Origin of the sequence: Nitrospira sp. (genome assembly GCA_035968315.1) — a bacterium.
Lineage (GTDB): Bacteria > Nitrospirota > Nitrospiria > Nitrospirales > Nitrospiraceae > Nitrospira_D.
In genome coordinates this window covers 413,267-430,692 of record JAVYIN010000005.1, presented here as the reverse complement: position 1 = coordinate 430,692, position 17,426 = coordinate 413,267, and the positions used below count along the sequence as shown (strand labels likewise).

At 61.0% G+C, this 17,426-nt stretch carries 13 protein-coding genes; all 13 read right to left on the bottom strand.

Features of this window, described 5'->3' with window-relative positions:
* Positions 1-204 carry a hypothetical protein gene (locus RI101_05615; GenBank protein ID MEC4889520.1) on the bottom strand — a complete coding sequence of 68 codons (204 nt, stop codon included), beginning with the start codon at positions 202-204 and terminating at the stop codon, positions 1-3.
* A 23-nt stretch (positions 205-227) separates the two neighbouring features.
* Positions 228-554: a hypothetical protein gene (locus RI101_05610; GenBank protein MEC4889519.1), complete on the bottom strand. Its 327-nt coding sequence runs from the start codon at positions 552-554 to the stop codon at positions 228-230.
* A gap of 4 nt (positions 555-558) precedes the next feature.
* Positions 559-954, bottom strand: a complete 396-nt coding sequence (gene fliS / locus RI101_05605; GenBank protein ID MEC4889518.1) for a flagellar export chaperone FliS — start codon at positions 952-954, stop codon at positions 559-561.
* Between the two features lie 25 nt (positions 955-979).
* Positions 980-2,359 carry a flagellar filament capping protein FliD gene (gene fliD / locus RI101_05600; GenBank protein MEC4889517.1) on the bottom strand — a complete coding sequence of 460 codons (1,380 nt, stop codon included), beginning with the start codon at positions 2,357-2,359 and terminating at the stop codon, positions 980-982.
* Between the two features lie 24 nt (positions 2,360-2,383).
* Positions 2,384-2,746 (bottom strand): flagellar protein FlaG, encoded by a 363-nt coding sequence (locus tag RI101_05595; GenBank protein ID MEC4889516.1) that lies wholly within the window; start codon positions 2,744-2,746, stop codon positions 2,384-2,386.
* 66 nt (positions 2,747-2,812) lie between these two features.
* On the bottom strand, positions 2,813-3,640 hold the full coding sequence (locus tag RI101_05590) for a flagellin (GenBank protein MEC4889515.1): 828 nt from the start codon (positions 3,638-3,640) through the stop codon (positions 2,813-2,815).
* A gap of 195 nt (positions 3,641-3,835) precedes the next feature.
* Positions 3,836-4,354 (bottom strand): hypothetical protein, encoded by a 519-nt coding sequence (locus tag RI101_05585; GenBank protein ID MEC4889514.1) that lies wholly within the window; start codon positions 4,352-4,354, stop codon positions 3,836-3,838.
* Positions 4,355-4,413: 59 nt separating this feature from the next.
* Complete coding sequence (locus RI101_05580) at positions 4,414-6,075, bottom strand: glycosyltransferase family 9 protein (protein MEC4889513.1); 1,662 nt, start codon at positions 6,073-6,075, stop codon at positions 4,414-4,416.
* A complete protein-coding gene (locus tag RI101_05575; protein ID MEC4889512.1) occupies positions 6,072-7,889 on the bottom strand; it encodes a glycosyltransferase in 1,818 nt (605 codons plus the stop codon). The genes RI101_05580 and RI101_05575 overlap by 4 nt, the downstream gene beginning before the upstream one ends.
* A gap of 7 nt (positions 7,890-7,896) precedes the next feature.
* Positions 7,897-9,072: a glycosyltransferase family 9 protein gene (locus RI101_05570; protein ID MEC4889511.1), complete on the bottom strand. Its 1,176-nt coding sequence runs from the start codon at positions 9,070-9,072 to the stop codon at positions 7,897-7,899.
* Between the two features lie 6 nt (positions 9,073-9,078).
* Positions 9,079-15,576 carry a glycosyltransferase gene (locus tag RI101_05565; protein MEC4889510.1) on the bottom strand — a complete coding sequence of 2,166 codons (6,498 nt, stop codon included), beginning with the start codon at positions 15,574-15,576 and terminating at the stop codon, positions 9,079-9,081.
* 199 nt (positions 15,577-15,775) lie between these two features.
* On the bottom strand, positions 15,776-17,008 hold the full coding sequence (locus tag RI101_05560) for a glycosyltransferase (GenBank protein ID MEC4889509.1): 1,233 nt from the start codon (positions 17,006-17,008) through the stop codon (positions 15,776-15,778).
* A gap of 56 nt (positions 17,009-17,064) precedes the next feature.
* On the bottom strand, positions 17,065-17,355 hold the full coding sequence (locus RI101_05555) for a DegT/DnrJ/EryC1/StrS family aminotransferase (protein MEC4889508.1): 291 nt from the start codon (positions 17,353-17,355) through the stop codon (positions 17,065-17,067).
* Positions 17,356-17,426: the final 71 nt, after the last annotated feature.

The window sequence follows — 17,426 nt, the reverse complement described above, 5'->3', positions numbered from 1 at the left end:
TTACGGCTTCCTCGGTTTCTCCGAATGGGTATCGGCTTTCGCGCCTGTCTTGTGCGCGTGCCGCTCACGCGCTTCCGCGGACACGGAGACGCGGTCCTCGCGTCGGGGTGAGTCGCCCGCCGGCTGAGCCGGCGGCTTCCCTTCATGCAAGGTTCGCTGATAGGTCCGCACGATGTTATGGATCTGATTCGTTTCAATGGCCATAACAGCCTCCCGGATACGATTGGTTAGACATGTTTCTCAATCGTCCCTGAGCCTGCTGACGCTCCGCCATTCCATTGGCGCAGTCCTTGTAACCGTTGCCGGATCACCAGCGCATGCTCCAGCAATGACATCACGCCCGCTTGGGCCAAACGAGCCCGTTCCGCCACTTCCCGATCGAGCGCCTGTACTCTCGCCAGGGCCTCAGGCTGAAGCGCCGATTGCGCCAGCACCGTTTCTCGCCGCTGGTAATGGGCCGCCACGAGATTCCATTCCCCTCTCGCCGCCGCCACACTCGCAGCTTCGGTGATCTCTTCAAGCGTCCCGGCCTGGTCGGAAGATGGGCGTTCCATGCCGCTACCGGGCCATGGCCAGGGGCGCTTGGTGTTGTGCCGCCACTTCCCGCCAGGCCTCACGCAAGGTGTTCAGGCAACGGAGAGGCCCGTCGAGCTTCCGCATGTTGTTCCGGGCATTGGCCTCGATCAGTTCCGCCAGCATGTAATCGTAGAGCCGGTGCAGCGACTTGGCGATGTCTCCGCCCTGTTCATAATCCAGCACGCTGTCCAGCTCCCCAACAATCGAGATGGCGCGCCCCAAAAATCGGGCCTTGTCCGCCAGACTGTTGGTCTCGATGGCTCGGCGGGACAGTTCAATGGACTGAATCGCCGCGTCATAGAGCAGGACGACCAGTTGCACCCGTGAGGAGGTCAGGATCTGTGTCTGCTGGTACTGATTGGCATATTGTGTGAGCATGTGATTCTTCCTTGAATCGTGGCTATTATCGTGACGACGATACGGACGAGAGATAATTCGATTGGCTCTTCAGCTGGCTCAATAATCCATCGAGCGCCGCATACTGCGCTTTCAACCGTGTCTCGTATTGAGAGATCGCGTCTTCCTTTTTCGCGATCTCGTCCGTCAAGCTGGAGATTTGCTTGGTCAGCCCTGATTTCCTGAGCGTCAGCGGCCCATTCGTGACATCGTCGAGTACATCGACAGCATCGCTCATTAATTGAGCCACGCCCGTGATGCCGGTTTGCTTGATAAAGAGATTCTTCACCGCCGTATAGCTGCTGCTCAACACACTATCCAGCTTGGCGGCATCAACGGTAATGGTACCATCACGCTCCGTTTTAAACCCGATCTCCCCGGTGGAACCAAGCGTAGACACCCCGGAAACAGTCGAGGACAGGGCCGTTCGAATCTTCGACAGAACGGTCTTGACGGTGGGCTCATTGAAAAAGAGGCCACCTTTTTTGGTCGTCACATCGTAGGTGTTCCGTTCGTTGATGAACTTGACGACATCGTTATAGGCCGTAGCCACCGCCGTAATGTTGGCCTTCACGGCGCTCACATCCCGCGTGACATTGACTTGGACGGTCGAGGTGCCGGACGTCGTGCCGGTCAACGTCAGCGTGACGCCTGGAATGGCGTCGGTAATGGTGTTGCTGCTACGGGTCAGGGTGACCGTTGCCGAGCTCCCAACGACGACTGTGGCGTCCTGCGCCGCTTGCAGCGTATCCACACCGGTCGCCACCATATCTAAATCCGTGTCATCGGCCACGACGGTGATGCCGTTCGAAGCCCCTGTGCTATTCGACGTGAGAGCCAGACGATAGGCCGGAGTGGTATCTGAGCCGGTATTGATGATGGAGGCCGTCACCCCTGCTCCCAAGTCATTGATCGCAGTTTTGAGATCGTCCAGCGTCGCCGTCGCGCTCAGACTGACCGTTTGGTTGCTCCCGGTCCCTACTTTAAAGGTGAAGGTCCCAGAGGCGCCTGACACAATATCCGTCGTCGTCGCCGCGACGGTTTTGGCCGCTTTGCTGACCACCTGGTGGGCTTGGGCCAGTTGCGTAATTTTCAGCGTATAGGTTCCCGGCGAGGCCGTCGAAGACCCTGTCGCGCTGACGAGCGTGTCATCCGACACGCTGGTCGCGGACCGATCGAATGACGTCGCCAGCCGCAGCTTGTCGGCTGCGCTTTGCAGCATGATCAGCTTCGTGCTGAGCGTGGCATAGTCCGTGGACTTCGAATTGAGGGTGGCTTTCTTTTCGGTCAGACGATCAACTGGCAAATGCGCGACCTTGACCAGCTGATCAACGACTTGCCCGAAATCGAGCCCGTTGCCGAGCCCGCCGAAACTGATGGTCGCCATTGGGGTCCCTCATCCCTCTGCGCGTCAGGCCTGCTCCGCGAGGAGCACGCCTTTCGAGCCGGACAAATATTTCGCCAGCTCGAGAATTTCCTTCGCCGGAAACTGGCGGATCACTTCGCCAGATTCTTCGTTGAACACCTTGACGATGACGCGTTTCGTATCGTCATCGACTTCCAGCCTCAACTTCGCATCCGTCGTCTTGATGAGATCGCTGACCTTGGCCACCGCCTGATCGAGCGTGGCTCGCTCGATCGGGTCGGATGGCGTCTGCTCGGAACCAGGTTGCATCCGTGCGGCAGCCGGCTTGGGAGCCGCTGCATCTGCCGGTTCACCCCCCTGATGGGGCGTGGTCAGGAGATCCGCCGTCTTGTTGACCGGTGTAATCATGGCAGCCTCCGTGTGAACCAATCGGATGGGCGGCCGCTCATCACGAGCGGCCGCCCATGCCGTTTACTAACCTCTCAACAAGGCCAGCGCCTGTTGCGGCAAGGTATTCGCCTGTGCGAGCACAGAGATACCGGTCTGCACCAGGATCTGGTTCTTGGTGAATTGCGAGGTTTCATACGCCACGTCCGCATCGCGGATGCGCGACTCTGCAGCCGTGAGGTTTTCACTCGTGATCTGCAGGTTGGAAATGGTCGCTTCGAACCGGTTCTGGAGTGACCCGTATTCGGCGCGAGCCGTCGCCACGGCGCTGATCGCATTGTCGATGTTTCCCAACGCGCTCTGCGCCGCCGCAGAGGTGGACACGTTCACCGAGCTCATGCTCAAGGACGAGAGCGAGATGTCGTTCAAGTCCAGCGACAACGTGTTGCCGGAACCGCTCCGGAAGCCGATCTGCACGGAGAACGTGATCGAGCTGCCGCTCGTCAGCGCCTGGCCGTTGAATTCCGTGGTCTGCGCAATACGATCGATTTCCGACCGCAACGCCACGAACTCCTGATCGATGTACGAACGTTCGGTGGCGCCGACCGTGCCGCTGGCGGACTGTGACGACAGTTCGCGCATACGAGACAGCAAGGACCCGATCGTGGCGGCCGCGCCGTCGGCGATCTGCGTCAAGCTGATGCCGTCGGAGGCGTTCCGGGTCGCCTGATTGATACTGCGAACCTGAGCGCGCAACGACTCGGACAAACCGAGACCGGCGGCATCATCCGCGGCGCGGGTGATGCGCAAGCCGGATGAGAGCCGTTCGACCGACCGCTGCAAGCCCCCGGTGTTGACTGACAGGTTCCTCTGGGCTGCAATCGACGCCGGGTTGTTGTTAATGATAAGTGCCATGGATGCTTCCTCCTTGACTGTCTCACTGACTGACGCTATCTCGCTTCTGCGTCCGTGCTGAAGCGTATGGCCCGTCTACACCTGTAGATCGGTTGCCTTCCTTATCGGCTAAACCAGCAGGGACTTGAGGCCACGCAGGAAGAAGCAGTGAACAGTTCGAGCCGGCAGGAATGAACACGAACGGAGACCGCCATTCTAGGCCTCCAACCGCGGCATCAGCTCATATTCCAGCACATCCGCCAGGCGCACCAGATCCCGGTCGGCCCGCGCCTGCAACAACTCCCGCACCCACACCGGCAACTCGTGGCTTTGAGCCGAGGCGGACGGCGACGACTCGACGTATTCAATGTAGTCGGCGAGCTGCCCCAGCCAGGCATCGAGGCCGGCGGTCGATTCTTCCCCGAGCCTGAACCGGGTGGCCAGGCCGCGGGCATCGTTTCTCAAGAGCGTCGCATACCGTCGAATCGTGTTCTGGGCTTCCTGCATAACGTCGTCCATGCTCCGGGACGAGGCCTGGATCCGCGAATATCGGCTGCTGGATTCCCCCAAAAACGCGGGATCCAAATCGCGGTCGGTGATCGGCCGCTGATCGACCATCAGCGACGTGATGAGACGCGCGCGGGCATGGGCTTTTTCCGTAATGTCGGCCAGCACTTCGCCAAGCGTGCTCTGTTTCACGACATCCCACTGTTCCTGATCGAGGGTGACATGCATAACGCCTCTCTTTCTGTTGTCTAATCGGGCACCCAGCCCGCGTGAAATGTTCGATGCGATCAATAGGCAGCGACGGTTCCTCTGAGCATTGGCAATGGCCGCACAGCAGCCGGATGCGTCCGCTGGGTCAGACGGCGATGCACATCGGTCAGCTGCCGTTGCCACTGCCGATAGGCTTGCGCATGGTGCTGGGCCATCCGATCCAGTCCCCGGACATCGTCATTGTGAATCATCCGCCAGAAGACGGCGGTCACAGGGGAACTGGCTGCCGCCGCCAAGCCAATGTCTACCACCCGGTCTCGCAACGCCGCTTGCGCCCGTTGCAAGGAGAGCAAGGACGAGGGCGCCGCCGAAACCGCCCGGACAATTCCCTCGGCCTGGCGGCACAACTGTTCGACCTCCGGCAACATCCCGGCGATGTGCTGGGCGGCCTGCTCGGCGTCCGACGGCAAACCGGGATCTGCGGGAATCCGGCTGGCAGTGCCCGTGAGCCATTCGTACCAATAGCGGCGCCAAAACCGGCTGTACCAGTCCCGATCCGATGTCCCGGTGATTCCCACAGGCCGGAAGGTGCCCAACTGATCTTCGTCAATGCCTGATTCATACACACCATAGCCCGGTTCAGAAGCTGGCACCGGCCCCTGCCCCACCACATGCCGCATGAGGTCGGCGACCATGCCGGTCGGAATGCGGTCTTTACAGGTCTGGTGCCCGCAGACTCGGTCGAACCCGCAGGGCGCGCAGTCCAACTCCGGCTGGATCACCCAATGGCCCGGTCCATGCGGTCCGGTCTCGCGGAAATCCACGTGCCCCACGGACAGATCGATGACCGGCGTCTTGACGCCCACGGCCAGGTGCATGGGCCCTGTATCGTTGGTGAGCAGGAGGCGGCATTCGGCCAGCAGTCCGACAAGCTGCTCCAACGTGGTGTGGCCCGCGGCGCTCACCAGCGGCTGCCGTCCGCTGGCAGCCCGATAGGCCTGCACCACCTGGGCGATGGTCTCCTGCTCGGAAGGGGTGCCGATCAAGACGATGCCTCCGGCCCATCGGAGGCTGAACTGCGCCAGCGTCTGTCCGAAATGATGAGGCCGCCAGGCCTTCATCACATCGCTGGCCCCCGCCTGGACCGCAATCCACTCGGCCGGCGCATCGGGCGGCGCGGCAAGAAATCGCTTTGCCCAGTCTTTGGCCTGCGGCGTGACGGTCACCGACAAGGGGGCAAACGCCCCAGCTCGGCTGCCGCCGAGCGCATACACATCGACCAGATTGAAACGGTTCAATGACCGGAACCGGTGCATGTCGGTGAAATAGCCCATCCAGCCGTTCTCGATCACGCTCGCCCCATCCCAAGCCGCGCGGGCGCCGCGGATATCCGGCGCGCCGATGTAGGTGCTGAGCAGCGCGCTGGGCCGATTGAACGTCAGGTTGATAATCCGGTCGTACCGGCGCGCCACCATCGGAGCCGCCCACAGGGCCATGTCCCGATAAAGGGACACGGCGCTTTTCGCCGCGACACGGCTGTCGTCGATCAGAGCATGAAAGTCGAAGGGAAGAATCTCTCGCAGTCCGGTCAACAGCGAGGCGACTGCGGCGAATCGCCGGTCGACAATCAAATCGACCGCGGCCCCCGGCCATTCTTCCTGCAGCCGCGCCAGAAGCGTCCCCATCTGGACGAGATCGCCCATCCGGGTCACGTTCACGATCAGCACCTGCCGCGTCATGCGACATCCCGCATTTCTTCGCGATAGCTGTCGAGCATCAGGATCAAGAGATCCTCGCGCGCGAGTTCTGCTCCGGGCCCCTTGGCTCTGATATGCGCCGCCAGGTCTTTGAGTTCAACCCGCTGGGTGCCGGGGAATTGCCGCAATCGTGCCGCCAGTTCAGGCGCCGCCGAGGCCTGCTCCGCCAGCGCGCCCGCGTTCCGCTCTCCCCGCAAGATGGAGCCGATGCGATCGGGCTGGCGCAGGCCCAGCTCGGCCAGCAAGGCGGTCATGCGATGCTGATAGGTATGTTCCCGCAACACCCGCTGGCGTGCCGCGTCGGCGATGCGCCGGCGGCCGGCCGGATCGCCCAGCCAGGTCCGGATCAACGCGCGGACTTCGTCGGCCCGATCGAATTGGACGACTTCTTCACCGGTGAACAGCTCGCCCAGCAAGGCGCGGCGGTCGGTCAATTGAAACGCCCCGCAGGCGGCCAGTTCGAAGGTCCGGGGATTCACAAAGTCGCCCTGCGGATCGAGGCCTTCACCCGTGCAGGAGTGGAGGTTCAGATTGATGGCCGTGGCATTGAACACGCTCAAGCAGGTTTCCGTATCGATGCGGGCGCCCTGGCGCTGCAACACGGGAGCGAGATCGGCCGCGCCGTCCCATTCATTCCCCCACAGCTTGAAGCTCCACTCCCTGGAGATCCAGCGGGGCAGCAGCCTGCGGCGGTTGGGATACCCCGCCCCAACAAACGACACATCGGCGCCGAATTCCGCCTGTTCCTCAGCCGTGAGAATCAGTGGCCGATGGATGACGGGATCGGCGGCCATCGGCAGGTAGCTGACATGCGGCGCGCCGGCCCGTTTCAACGCCGCCTGGCACTCGGCCTGCTGAATCACAAACCAGTAGTCATAGCCCGGCGCAAGTTGCTGCCAATAGGTCAGGTGCCGGTAGTTTTCCACAAACCACATGGCCGTCAAGAATTTCTTGCGGCGCAGGTGTTCGAGCGCGCCCAAGCTCATCGGCGCCTGCGCCATGGCGAGCACGAGGTCCGGCGGATCCTCGGCCAGCTCGGTCAGGGTGCTCATGCTCAGCACGTCGGCGAAGCGGTTTTGCATGGCGGCGCGATGGCGGGCATCCCGAAACGAGCCAAACGCCTCATAGCTGCGATGGTGTACGCTGTGATCGATCCAGCTGACGCGGTGTCCCAAAGCCTCCAAGGCCCGGACGACGTAGCCGGTAATCGGCAAGGAGCCGCCGTAAATAGGCCCAACCACCGCGACATGAAGCTGCCCGCTCTGCTGCGCCGCGACCAACCGCCGCAAATGGGTCTCAAGCTGCTGATGACGCTCGGCATGGATCCGTGCCGCAGGACCATAGGTAAAGAACCGCAACGGCGTGGACTTCCCGGCCAGCCGCGCGGCCATGTCTTCCGGACTGCCCCAGAGCCATTCAATCGTCCCGCACCAGGCTTCCAATGGCCGGCAGCCGATGGCATCGTGGAGCGCCGCGAGATCCGGCACGACAACGGCCAGCTTCGTCTCCGCCGGCTTCAGCGCGGCCAGGGCTTCGATGTGATAGAGCAACCCGGCCCCCAGGACGACACCCACTTCGCCCGGTTGCCATTCTTTGACCAGCGCCTGAGCCCAGGCCTCGGCCTCTTTTCGGGGATCATAGGCGCTGTGAATCCACTGGCCTTGGACCTTGGCCGTCGGACTTCCCTCCCGTGAAGGGCTGATGGTCAGGCTCCCGCCCAGGCTGTCCCGCACCGCGGCAGCGAACGTGGGATCATGCTTGCTCAGGCGCTCAAGATTGCGTTCAAACACACTCATATATTCCTCAAGCCGCGACCGCGCGGTGTAATTCCTGCCAGATTGCTTCTCGCGCGCGAGGCGGCGCCGCCGCTTCACCCGCCTTCGTATAATAGGTTCCCCGGGCATCGGCCTGACTCATCCAGATCGACCACCCATTGAGCGCGGCGGGGGGCCGATTGAGGAGCGCGTCCAGCGACGATTCGATCGGCCACGTCGTGGGGACCGCCAGACCGCCGTCCGGACTTTCTGCTTGCCACACGATATGTCCCGGCCCATAGGGACCGGTCTCATGCACTCTCGCGCGGGCGATGTACCATCCGATCACGGGCGTGCCGACCGCGGCAGCCACATGCAGCGGGCCTGTATCCGACCCGATCACCCGCTGGCAGCGTGAGAGCACGACGGCCAATTCAGGCACGGTCGTTCTCCCCGTGACATCCCAGACTCGCCCCTGCAAAGATGCCGGCAACGCATCCTGTATCTGCCGCGCCCGTTCCCGCTCGGCTCCCTGCCCGATCAAGACGACCCGGCCACGCGAAGCCTGATTTAAAAATTGCACGATCCAGGTGCGCCACACCTCGGCGGGAATCTGCCGAGCCTGATCACCTGCCCCGACAATGAGGCCGATCCACGGAGTGCCCTCTTGCCCAATCCGTTCCAGATCCGCCGGCAGCGCCGTAGCCGGGAGCTGAAGATGCGCAGCCTGCCCCGGCGGGACGACTCCGCACAGCCCGCAAAAGGCGTCCGATAGATGCACATGATTGGTCTTGCGCGTTGTGGCGATCTCTCTGATATACGCCGCCCACGGAGTCAGGCGCTCGCTCAGCGGCCCGTCAGCCAATGGGCCAACGGTCTCCTGGGCCAGCAGCGCGCCGGCCAGGATGGCGCGCGGATGCTGGTTCAGAACATAGGCCCGGTCATAGGAATCGGAACAGAGGGCGGCCAGTTCGGCTTCGATGTGACGGAGCTGATCGCGCCTGATGCCGGTCGCCGCTTGTGAAGCCCACTGTTGCCAGACCGTACCATCCCATCCCATCACCCGATCAATACCGGGGATCATCCCAGCAAGATCGCGAAGCTGGGCCGGGCACAGCAGATCGATCCGATCCTGTGGGTGGCGCGCGCGCAAGGCGGCCAGTACCGGCATCGATTGCACCAGGTCACCGAGCCGGGCCAACTGTACGACCAGAATCCGCTTCATGGTTGTCTACGCCGGCGACACATCCATGGCCAGCACCGCTTCCTTCCCGGCAATCGCTTGCCGCAACTCCCGCATCCCCTCGTGATCGGGAGCCAGCGCCTCCAACTGGGCATATTCCTGCCGCGCCTGCTCGACGTGATCGGCGCGCAGCAGCACGCCGGCATAGGCAAACCGCGCCGAGATGTCGCTGGGATTGCGGGCGACATAGTTCCGCAGCTGCACACAGAGTTCCGGCCAGCGGTTCTGCGCCGTGCCGGCTCGCAGCAGCCAATGAATGACTTCGGCATCATCGGGATTTTCACCCAAGACTCGCAAAAATGTTTGCCACGCTCCCTGCGGATAGGCCCGTCCCATCGAGGCCATGCCGATCCCCATCAGGCACTTCCTGCGGTCGGCCCCTTGATTCAAGGCGGTCGTAAAGGCAATTTCCGCGTCACGATACTGTTCCCGCTGCATGTGGAGAATAGCTTTGAGCAGCAGCCCCTCGGCATGGGACGGATAGTGCTTCAGCAGCGCCTCCAGCCGCGAGGCCGCGGCCGTGACTTGTCCCTTGCTCAAGGCCTCTCGAATGATCGAAATCTGTTCCGCCGCCGGATCGTCGAGCGCCGCGATCCGGCGCATAAAGGACGCCGTAAGCGCCGGCTGCTTGATGGCCTCGGCCACCGACGCGGCCCATTTCAATACAGAGCGATCGGCCGGCCAGTCAGCGTACTTGCCCAGTTGCTGCACGACCGCCGCATCATCCCGGCGCTTTGCCGCCAGTTGCGTCTCGGCCACGATCCCCCACGCCTGCCGATCCTCGGATCTGTCCAGGACCTGCAACTCGCTTTCCGCCCGTCCATTCCGTGACACCGACACCGCCTTGTATCCATCCTCCACATAGAGACTGTCATCATCCACCAGCCACCACGCGTGCCCCCACCGCTGCATGAGACGGCGGCCATTCTCCGCATCATGCTGCTTGCGGCCCGGCGTCTGGCTTTCCAGATGGAACAGGACGCTCTTGGGCTGATACACGATGCGGTGCCCCTGCTCACGCGCCTTGAAGCAGAGATCCACATCTTCAAATCCGTTGACATATCCCTCATCGAACCCGCCCAGCTCCTCGAACAGAGTCCGGCGGATCAACACGCACGCCCCGGTCACCGCATTCAGCTCGCGGCGTTTGTTGACCGCCGGATGGGTTTCGGCAAATCCCCGGTAGATGTGGTAGGGCGTGTGCGTAAGCCGGTCCACCGCCACTCCCGCGTGCTGGACCGTCCGGTCAGGATACAGCAGCTTGCTCCCCACGACCGCAATGCCCTGATCTCCCTTGACCTCTTCCACCAATGCGCTGAGCCATCCTTTCAGGGGAATGGTGTCGTTGTTGAGGAACACCAGATAGTCGCCCTTGGCGGCCGCGGCGCCCTGATTGCAGGCCTTGGCAAACCCCAGATTCTCCCGGTTACGGATGACCTGAATATCCCCGCCCAGCGAGTTCAACAGGTCCGGCGTGCCATCGGTCGAGCCGTTGTCTACCACGATGACTTCGTACGACGCCCCCTCCGTGACCTCCGCCAGCGCCATCACGCACTGCTGGGTCAGCTCCACTTTGTTCCAGACCGGGATAATGATGGAACAATCATACTGCTTGGCCTTGGTCTCCCGATGCGCAGCCGCCTCCCGGCGGAGCCCCGCCAGACGCTCGCGCTGCTGCTGCACAATCTGGGGATAGGGCGCCGCATAGGGCGCATACTTGCGATAGATGATCTCCGCCGTTCGCGCGAAGGCCTCGCGCGGCTGGCTCGACATGGTCGTCCCGTCGGTGCGCCAAGTAAATTCTGCCGTCGTTTGCGCAATATGCGCGAACGAATAGCGGGTCGCCAGCCTGATCCACAAATCCCAATCCTCATGCACAAACAGACTCTCATCGAACCCGCCAACCTCATCCAGGCACGTCCGCTCATGCATCACGCAGAGCACCGGCATGTAATTGTTGATCAGCAACTGATGGGGATTGAATTCGTGCGAATACGGCCGGTCCCGGCCAACCTCCATGATACGCTCCCCCTCCACACGTTCATGCACCCGCCAGGCATCCGTATACGCCACTTTGCAATCACCCGTTTCCAGCCGGCTCACCAAGACGCGCAGGTGATCCGGCAAGAACCGGTCATCATCATCCAGATAACAGACATATTTCCCGGCTGCATGACGCAGGCCCGTGTTGCGGGATGCCGCGAGGCCGCGATTGAGATCATGCGTGATGAGGGTGATCCGTCCATCACGATTCAAGTCCGACACCACCGCCTCAACGGACACCGTTCCGTCGTTCACCACAATGATCTGGAAATCCTGATAGTCCTGTGCCTGCACACTGGCAATCGCTTTGCGCAACCGCTCCGGCCGATTAAAGGTCGGGATGATCACGCTGACCATCGGCGCGCAATTGATCGACGGCCTGGGCAGGGAGGGCGTAATCGCGGCCCGTTGGGCGATCCACACCTGGTAAATCGGCAGAAGATTTCTGGTCCTGAGGTCGTGCGCCGTCACCGTGGGAACATACCGGAGCATCGGGATTTCCACGTAAATCCGCTCGACGCCCAGCGGCGTGAAGCCCTGGCCGGTTAGAAAATTCGCCAACTGCTGTTCCGTAACCCAGTCCTCCACCGGCTGGCTGGGCGGGGCAATTGCTTGCCAGCGTTCCCACATTTCTCCTCGTGGAGTCGTGAGAATAAGATAGCCGTCCGGTGTCAGCAGCCGCTTAAGCCCATCCAGAAATGCGGGCTTCTGCGGATGCGGCACATGTTCAATCACCTCGGAACTCAGCACGATATCGTAGGGGCGGAAATCCGGCCGCGCCAAAACGGTTTCTGCCGTTCCCGTTTCAAAGCGAAGATGGGGAAACATCTTGCGCGCGTGGGCGACGACGCCGGCCACCGGTTCAACCCCTTCGACGCTTCCATATTCCGAGGCCAGATTCGCCAGCCACCCGCGGCCGCAGCCAACCTCTAATATCCGCAGAGTGGCCTCCGGACGTTCCTTTTGGACTCGCCGCAGCACATGTTCAAGAAACCCGGCGATCTTGGCCCAGCGGGCCGCTTCATCCGGATTCGGTTCAGGAGTAGACCAATGGGGGCTGTTGACGAACATGTTGACGTAGAATTGCTCCTGATCCATAGACCCCTCGTGTGATGATGGCTGTGGTGGATGAACCCTTGGCGTTTGCCCTGGACCGCCGTTCGGAACCGTCGTCTTCCAATCCGCCGGCGATACTTCAGCCGGAATTGGCGTGCTCGCACCACTGAGCCGGTCATACTCGGCACGAAGTTCCTCCCGCGACCGAGCCACAGCAGGCGGCATAGCAAACGGCCTGGCCAGGCTCCCGGTACGAATCAGCGATATCCAGCCGGCCAGAATGTCACGCCACTGAAAACAGGCTGCCCAATGCTCATACCCTGACTGAGCCAGCCGAGACCGGAAATCTGGATGCGTCATGCAGACCTGCACGGCCCTCCGAAACTCCGGGAGCGGAAGCACAAGCCCGCCGGCCTGGCTGGCGGCCGTCCCGCAACCTGGCGCCGCCAGCCAGGGGCGCCGGAGGCTCATGGCCTCCAAGAGGCACAGCGGGGACACTTCAGCATCGGACGACAACACCACGAGATCCGCGGCCTGCATGGCCGAAGCCACCCCCTGCCGGTCCAAGCCCGGCAGAAACAGCACCTCCGGACAGGCTGACAGGCGGCGCATGACCTCCTCGACATACTCGGTTTCATGGGTCCGGTGGCCAATGACCACCAATCGCGACCCCGGCGGAAGCGGAGTCAGCGCATCCAGCAACCCCACGTGATTCTTTACCCGGTAAAGATTGGCCAGGTGCAGGATCACAAATTCGTCGCGGGCGATGCCATGCCGCGCACGAAAATCGTTTGTTGGCGTGAGCGTCCGCGTGCCATTCGGGACCACCGTGACGGGAATCCCCTCTTCGCGGCAATATCGGGCATCCAGCGTTTCCTGGCCCAACACAATCACCCCCGCGGACTCACCGGCCAATTGCTTCATCAACCGTTGCACGTGGGGACGGCCCCGGAGAAAATCGTACCCCTCCTGATTGATCGTCGGCTGAAAGAGGATGCGCCGCTCGCGCAACCGGGGAATCATGAGAACGGCAAAAAACAAGGGGTTCACGGGAGAGCCAATCAGAATCACCGCGTCATGCCCGCCGGACTCCACCAATTCCCTGACCTGGAGCGCCGCCGCCGGCATGCCTCCGCTCATTTGATCCGGCTCATCGACTTCGATGATCTGAATGCCGCGATGAACCGCTGCCGTGCGATCCGGCTGCCGATAGCAGGCCACCTGCACCTGGACACCCGACGCGGCAAGGTCGCACCCCAATTCTTCCACCACAGTTTCGACCCCGCCAACCGACGGCCAAAAATACGGGGTCACGATCAGCACGGAGCGCGCAGCCGCCCCCTGGCCGACTGGCAACGATGACGGGCTCGAAGCAGCCACGTCCGGCTTCCATGCGACCATGTCAATCGGCACAGGGGGATTCGACGGCACCACGGCTTTCCTATCTGGGTCGTACGGCTGCGACGCCGGTGGAGACGACAAGAACAGCCGCGTGAAGACCTCCAGTTCTTTCAAGGCGTACTGCCGCGCGTCCTTTTCCCGGTCTGGCGCCAGCGGAGCCAGCACAATTCCATGCGCCGCTCCCAGGAGCGCGAACAGCGCCAGCGGGTCTCCCGATGCCCGAAATTGATCGGCTTTCCGGCGGATATCGGCGGTCAGCGTATTCCACTGCCGGATATCCTTTTCGTACATAGTCTTGTACCGACGATAGATCGTCTCGGGCGTATAGGCCGTGCCATGCCGGCCCACCACATCGGGGTGCAAGATCCACTTGATGCCATGCCGGCCCATTTGTTCGAGCAGATCCATCTCGCTGGCTTTCACATCCTGAAAGGCCAGCCCCTTCATGAGGGCGGTGCGGTAAATCTTCACCCCCTGGATGGTTCTCCCACGATCATCGTCATGCAGATGGAAACAGATCATCCCAACATCGTCCGGCGCGCGACGCATGGCGGCTTCCATTGTGGCCACCGCATCCGGCTGCAAGATCATGTCCTCGTCGACCTGGATAAAGAACTCGGTCGCGCAGTCCGTGATCATTTTCTGCGCCGCCGCGCTGAACGGACTGACATTCCGGATGAATTCCAGCACGAATGAGGCCCCCTGCTGAGCCTCAAGCCCAGCCTTGCAGGAAGGGAACGCCGGATCGTCCACAGTCAGCACGAACACCGTCGTCGCAGGCATTGCCGGTTTGCCGGCATGAACGAGCGCTGAGCTACACCCATTATTCGTGTGCGCATGCACTGGTGTGCCCTCCTCTTGGAATCGAGGCTCCCGTCCTGTTTGAATCCAGCTCAAGATTTGTGCCGCACGTTGCTCCGTTGTATGAGCCCCAAGCACCGCCGCACGCGCGGCAATGGCAATATCCCGCCCATAATCGGCATCCTGGGCGAGTCGCGCTAAATGCTCCCTCAATACCGTAGGGCACTCTTTGGAATAGAGGAGAATTTCTCGCCCGTCGGCGAACAGTGCCTTTGTTTTCGGGCGATCGGGAACCTCCCACGACACAACCGGGCGGCCCGCTGCCATCGCTTCGATCACACGCCCTGCGTAGCCCTGAAATAGGCTCGGCAAATTGACGATCGCACGCCACGGCTTCAGGTGAGCCAGCCAATTCGCAAAGATGGCTTCTCGCAACTGCCGCCACCCATTCACATAGTCGGTCAGTGCGTCAGGATTCGGCCGCCAGCCCGACTGAAACCTGGCGGCTACTCCTCGATGCAAGGCATCGAACAATCGAGGAAAGTCCGTCGAGGATTCGGCGGACTGGGGACGAACCAGCAGCTCTTTGAGTCCAGGCATTTCCAGCCACGCACTCCGGTCCCCATACAGTTCGCCGTAAAACGCCGCCTCTTGACGGGATACTGACTCGACAGCAGAGGCTATGTACCTCCTCGGCACCGCGGCTGGCCAGAATGCAGCCCGCACGGTGCCCTGCTCATTGAATCGCCTGGCATCCTCTTCGTCCACAGCCAGCACATGAGTCATGTGGCGAGTCTGTCGTTCAACGATACCGGCCCGCTCCCGTAAATGCGGCCACCGCAGACAATCCTGTTCGCTATACCGAAGCGATTCCATAATGAGGCCGACCCTAACTGGCGCCAATTCGGCAACCCATTCCAGAAAAGCATCTGAATAGCGGTTATGGACAAGCCACACCCAGACTTGATCAAAGCGTTGGCCGGCGACGAGATCTTTCGCATAATGGAGCCAGGACAGTGGCGAGGTATCCGGTACGTGGCTCAGTACCGGCAGCGTGACACACTCACAGCCATTAGCACGAAGCCCGTCTTCCACTGCGAAGTTGCCTCCGTACGACCAAGCTTTCGCCTGTGCCCACGTCGGAAACTCCAGTTGCAGGAGCAGGATTCTCGGTGTCCCCATCATCTCCTTGCATCCCCGTCGACATAATACCGCCCTACACCGCCAGCCTTGGAAGAAGCAAGATCACTAAGCGGTCGTATTCCACCAGTCCCATATCCAGTTTGAACGCCCCCTGCAGGCCTCATCGTGCACCACAACCGCCATAAATGCGGCCAACTTGCCATCCAGCAGGCCGAGGCGACGTCATACCAGGCAACAGTGCTCATGCCGCGCACACCTCCCGAAAGAGTTCCGCTATCCGCAGCATCAAGTGCGGATCAGAATATTGAGACGAAGACAGCGCCTGATTTCGGCACGGCACGGCCGTGAGCCTGGCATGCAGGGCTTCCGCCACCGCATCCACATTGTCAACATTGATCTGCTTCACCGAGGCATAATCGTCCAGCAACAGGCTTGCCTTAGCATCATCAAAGTACACGCGGTTCCTTGCGAGTCCGTTCAGGATCAGACCGGCGGCCGGATCATTCACATATTCTTCCGCCCCTGGCGCATCAGAACACAGCACATAGCATCCACTGCAAATCGCTCGTGTGATTGACATGGAATGAAGCCCCATCGATGGCAAGAGCATCACATCCGCACTGTCGTAGTACGCTTGCAACTCAGATTCTGACGCTCTTGTAATCTGCCGCACGTAGGGGGAACGCACGATCGCCATAACCTCTTCCGGCAGATCATCTGGAGTCAATCCGACAATGACTAGCTCCAGCGGAATCATTGCCCCTACCCTGTGAAAGGCCAACAGGGTTGTGACACCGCCTCGCAGCCAAAAGCTGGAAGACTCGCCATGAAAAGAATTCGTGAACAGAATCCGGCGCCTGCCCTTTGTGGGTGGGATCGGCTGCCCGCCAGGCAGTTGCCTAGCCCGCTCAACACTCCGCTGTACGAATGGCATAAGCGGGATATACGCAGTCTTGTCCTGAATGACAGGATCGGGAAACAAGCCTCGCAAGTACTGAAGTCCGGTAGCCGAATGCGAGACGATCTTTTTAATATTTAAATGTGCGAGCGATGCTCTGATCAGGGGATAAAACGGATGATCTACCAGTGAGGTGCCCCTGGCGAATTTTCCATGAGATACCTCAGGCCAAAAGAACAGAATTGGGGTTTCGAAATGCACGATGCTGCTATACCGCAGAGATGGAAGAATGGTGTGATGAAACCCAACACTATTTGGTGGTGCTACGGCATCGGATAAATGATACCTGGTCGCGACGAAGCGCTGGACAATATCACGCTCTACACCCGTTAAGGCCTGCATCTCATCTTCCAGACGTCGGTAATATGCTGCAAACTCTGAGCGGTCGAACATGGGGTTGACCTGAGGCCCCGCGATGCTGACCTGGCCAGCCAAGCTATCCAATACACTAACAATCAATGGGTGTGCGCCATTCAGATACTGCGCGAGCGTCCATGGAACGAAGAGGGATTTCATAGCTTTACCACCATCATTCTCCAGGCCCTGCTCACGGCTGTTGCATCTGAACCGCGTCAGAATATATAGGGCTCATCCACCTTCTTATTCCGGAGCCGTCCCGAAGCCAGCAGCGTGTAGTACATCAAGAGATTGGCGGACGATCCGGAATTGCAATGAATCGAATGGGGTACTCCAAGCCACTTGGACCACTGTGACTCGAATTCGACGGTCACCGGGCCTTTCGTCAGGCGCGGATAGGTTTGGAGCCAAGCGATGAGCCGGTCGATGTCCTGTTGATCGATGGTGTCGTAGGCTAGACACCATCGCGGATTGAGGGTGGCGGGCGACGCGGCAGAGCTCTTCATAGGCTAGACTCCTGACAAAGGTGGCACCACGATCCGTGTGGCACATGAGAGGAGTACAAAATATGTGCCAG

Coding starts and splice junctions, on each gene's coding strand:
- RI101_05615 (MEC4889520.1), bottom strand. CDS start 204: ATGGCCATTGAAACGAATCAGATCCATAACATCGTGCGGACCTATCAG.
- RI101_05610 (MEC4889519.1), bottom strand. CDS start 554: ATGGAACGCCCATCTTCCGACCAGGCCGGGACGCTTGAAGAGATCACC.
- fliS (MEC4889518.1), bottom strand. CDS start 954: ATGCTCACACAATATGCCAATCAGTACCAGCAGACACAGATCCTGACC.
- fliD (MEC4889517.1), bottom strand. CDS start 2,359: ATGGCGACCATCAGTTTCGGCGGGCTCGGCAACGGGCTCGATTTCGGG.
- RI101_05595 (MEC4889516.1), bottom strand. CDS start 2,746: ATGATTACACCGGTCAACAAGACGGCGGATCTCCTGACCACGCCCCAT.
- RI101_05590 (MEC4889515.1), bottom strand. CDS start 3,640: ATGGCACTTATCATTAACAACAACCCGGCGTCGATTGCAGCCCAGAGG.
- RI101_05585 (MEC4889514.1), bottom strand. CDS start 4,354: ATGCATGTCACCCTCGATCAGGAACAGTGGGATGTCGTGAAACAGAGC.
- RI101_05580 (MEC4889513.1), bottom strand. CDS start 6,075: ATGACGCGGCAGGTGCTGATCGTGAACGTGACCCGGATGGGCGATCTC.
- RI101_05575 (MEC4889512.1), bottom strand. CDS start 7,889: ATGAGTGTGTTTGAACGCAATCTTGAGCGCCTGAGCAAGCATGATCCC.
- RI101_05570 (MEC4889511.1), bottom strand. CDS start 9,072: ATGAAGCGGATTCTGGTCGTACAGTTGGCCCGGCTCGGTGACCTGGTG.
- RI101_05565 (MEC4889510.1), bottom strand. CDS start 15,576: ATGATGGGGACACCGAGAATCCTGCTCCTGCAACTGGAGTTTCCGACG.
- RI101_05560 (MEC4889509.1), bottom strand. CDS start 17,008: ATGAAATCCCTCTTCGTTCCATGGACGCTCGCGCAGTATCTGAATGGC.
- RI101_05555 (MEC4889508.1), bottom strand. CDS start 17,355: ATGAAGAGCTCTGCCGCGTCGCCCGCCACCCTCAATCCGCGATGGTGT.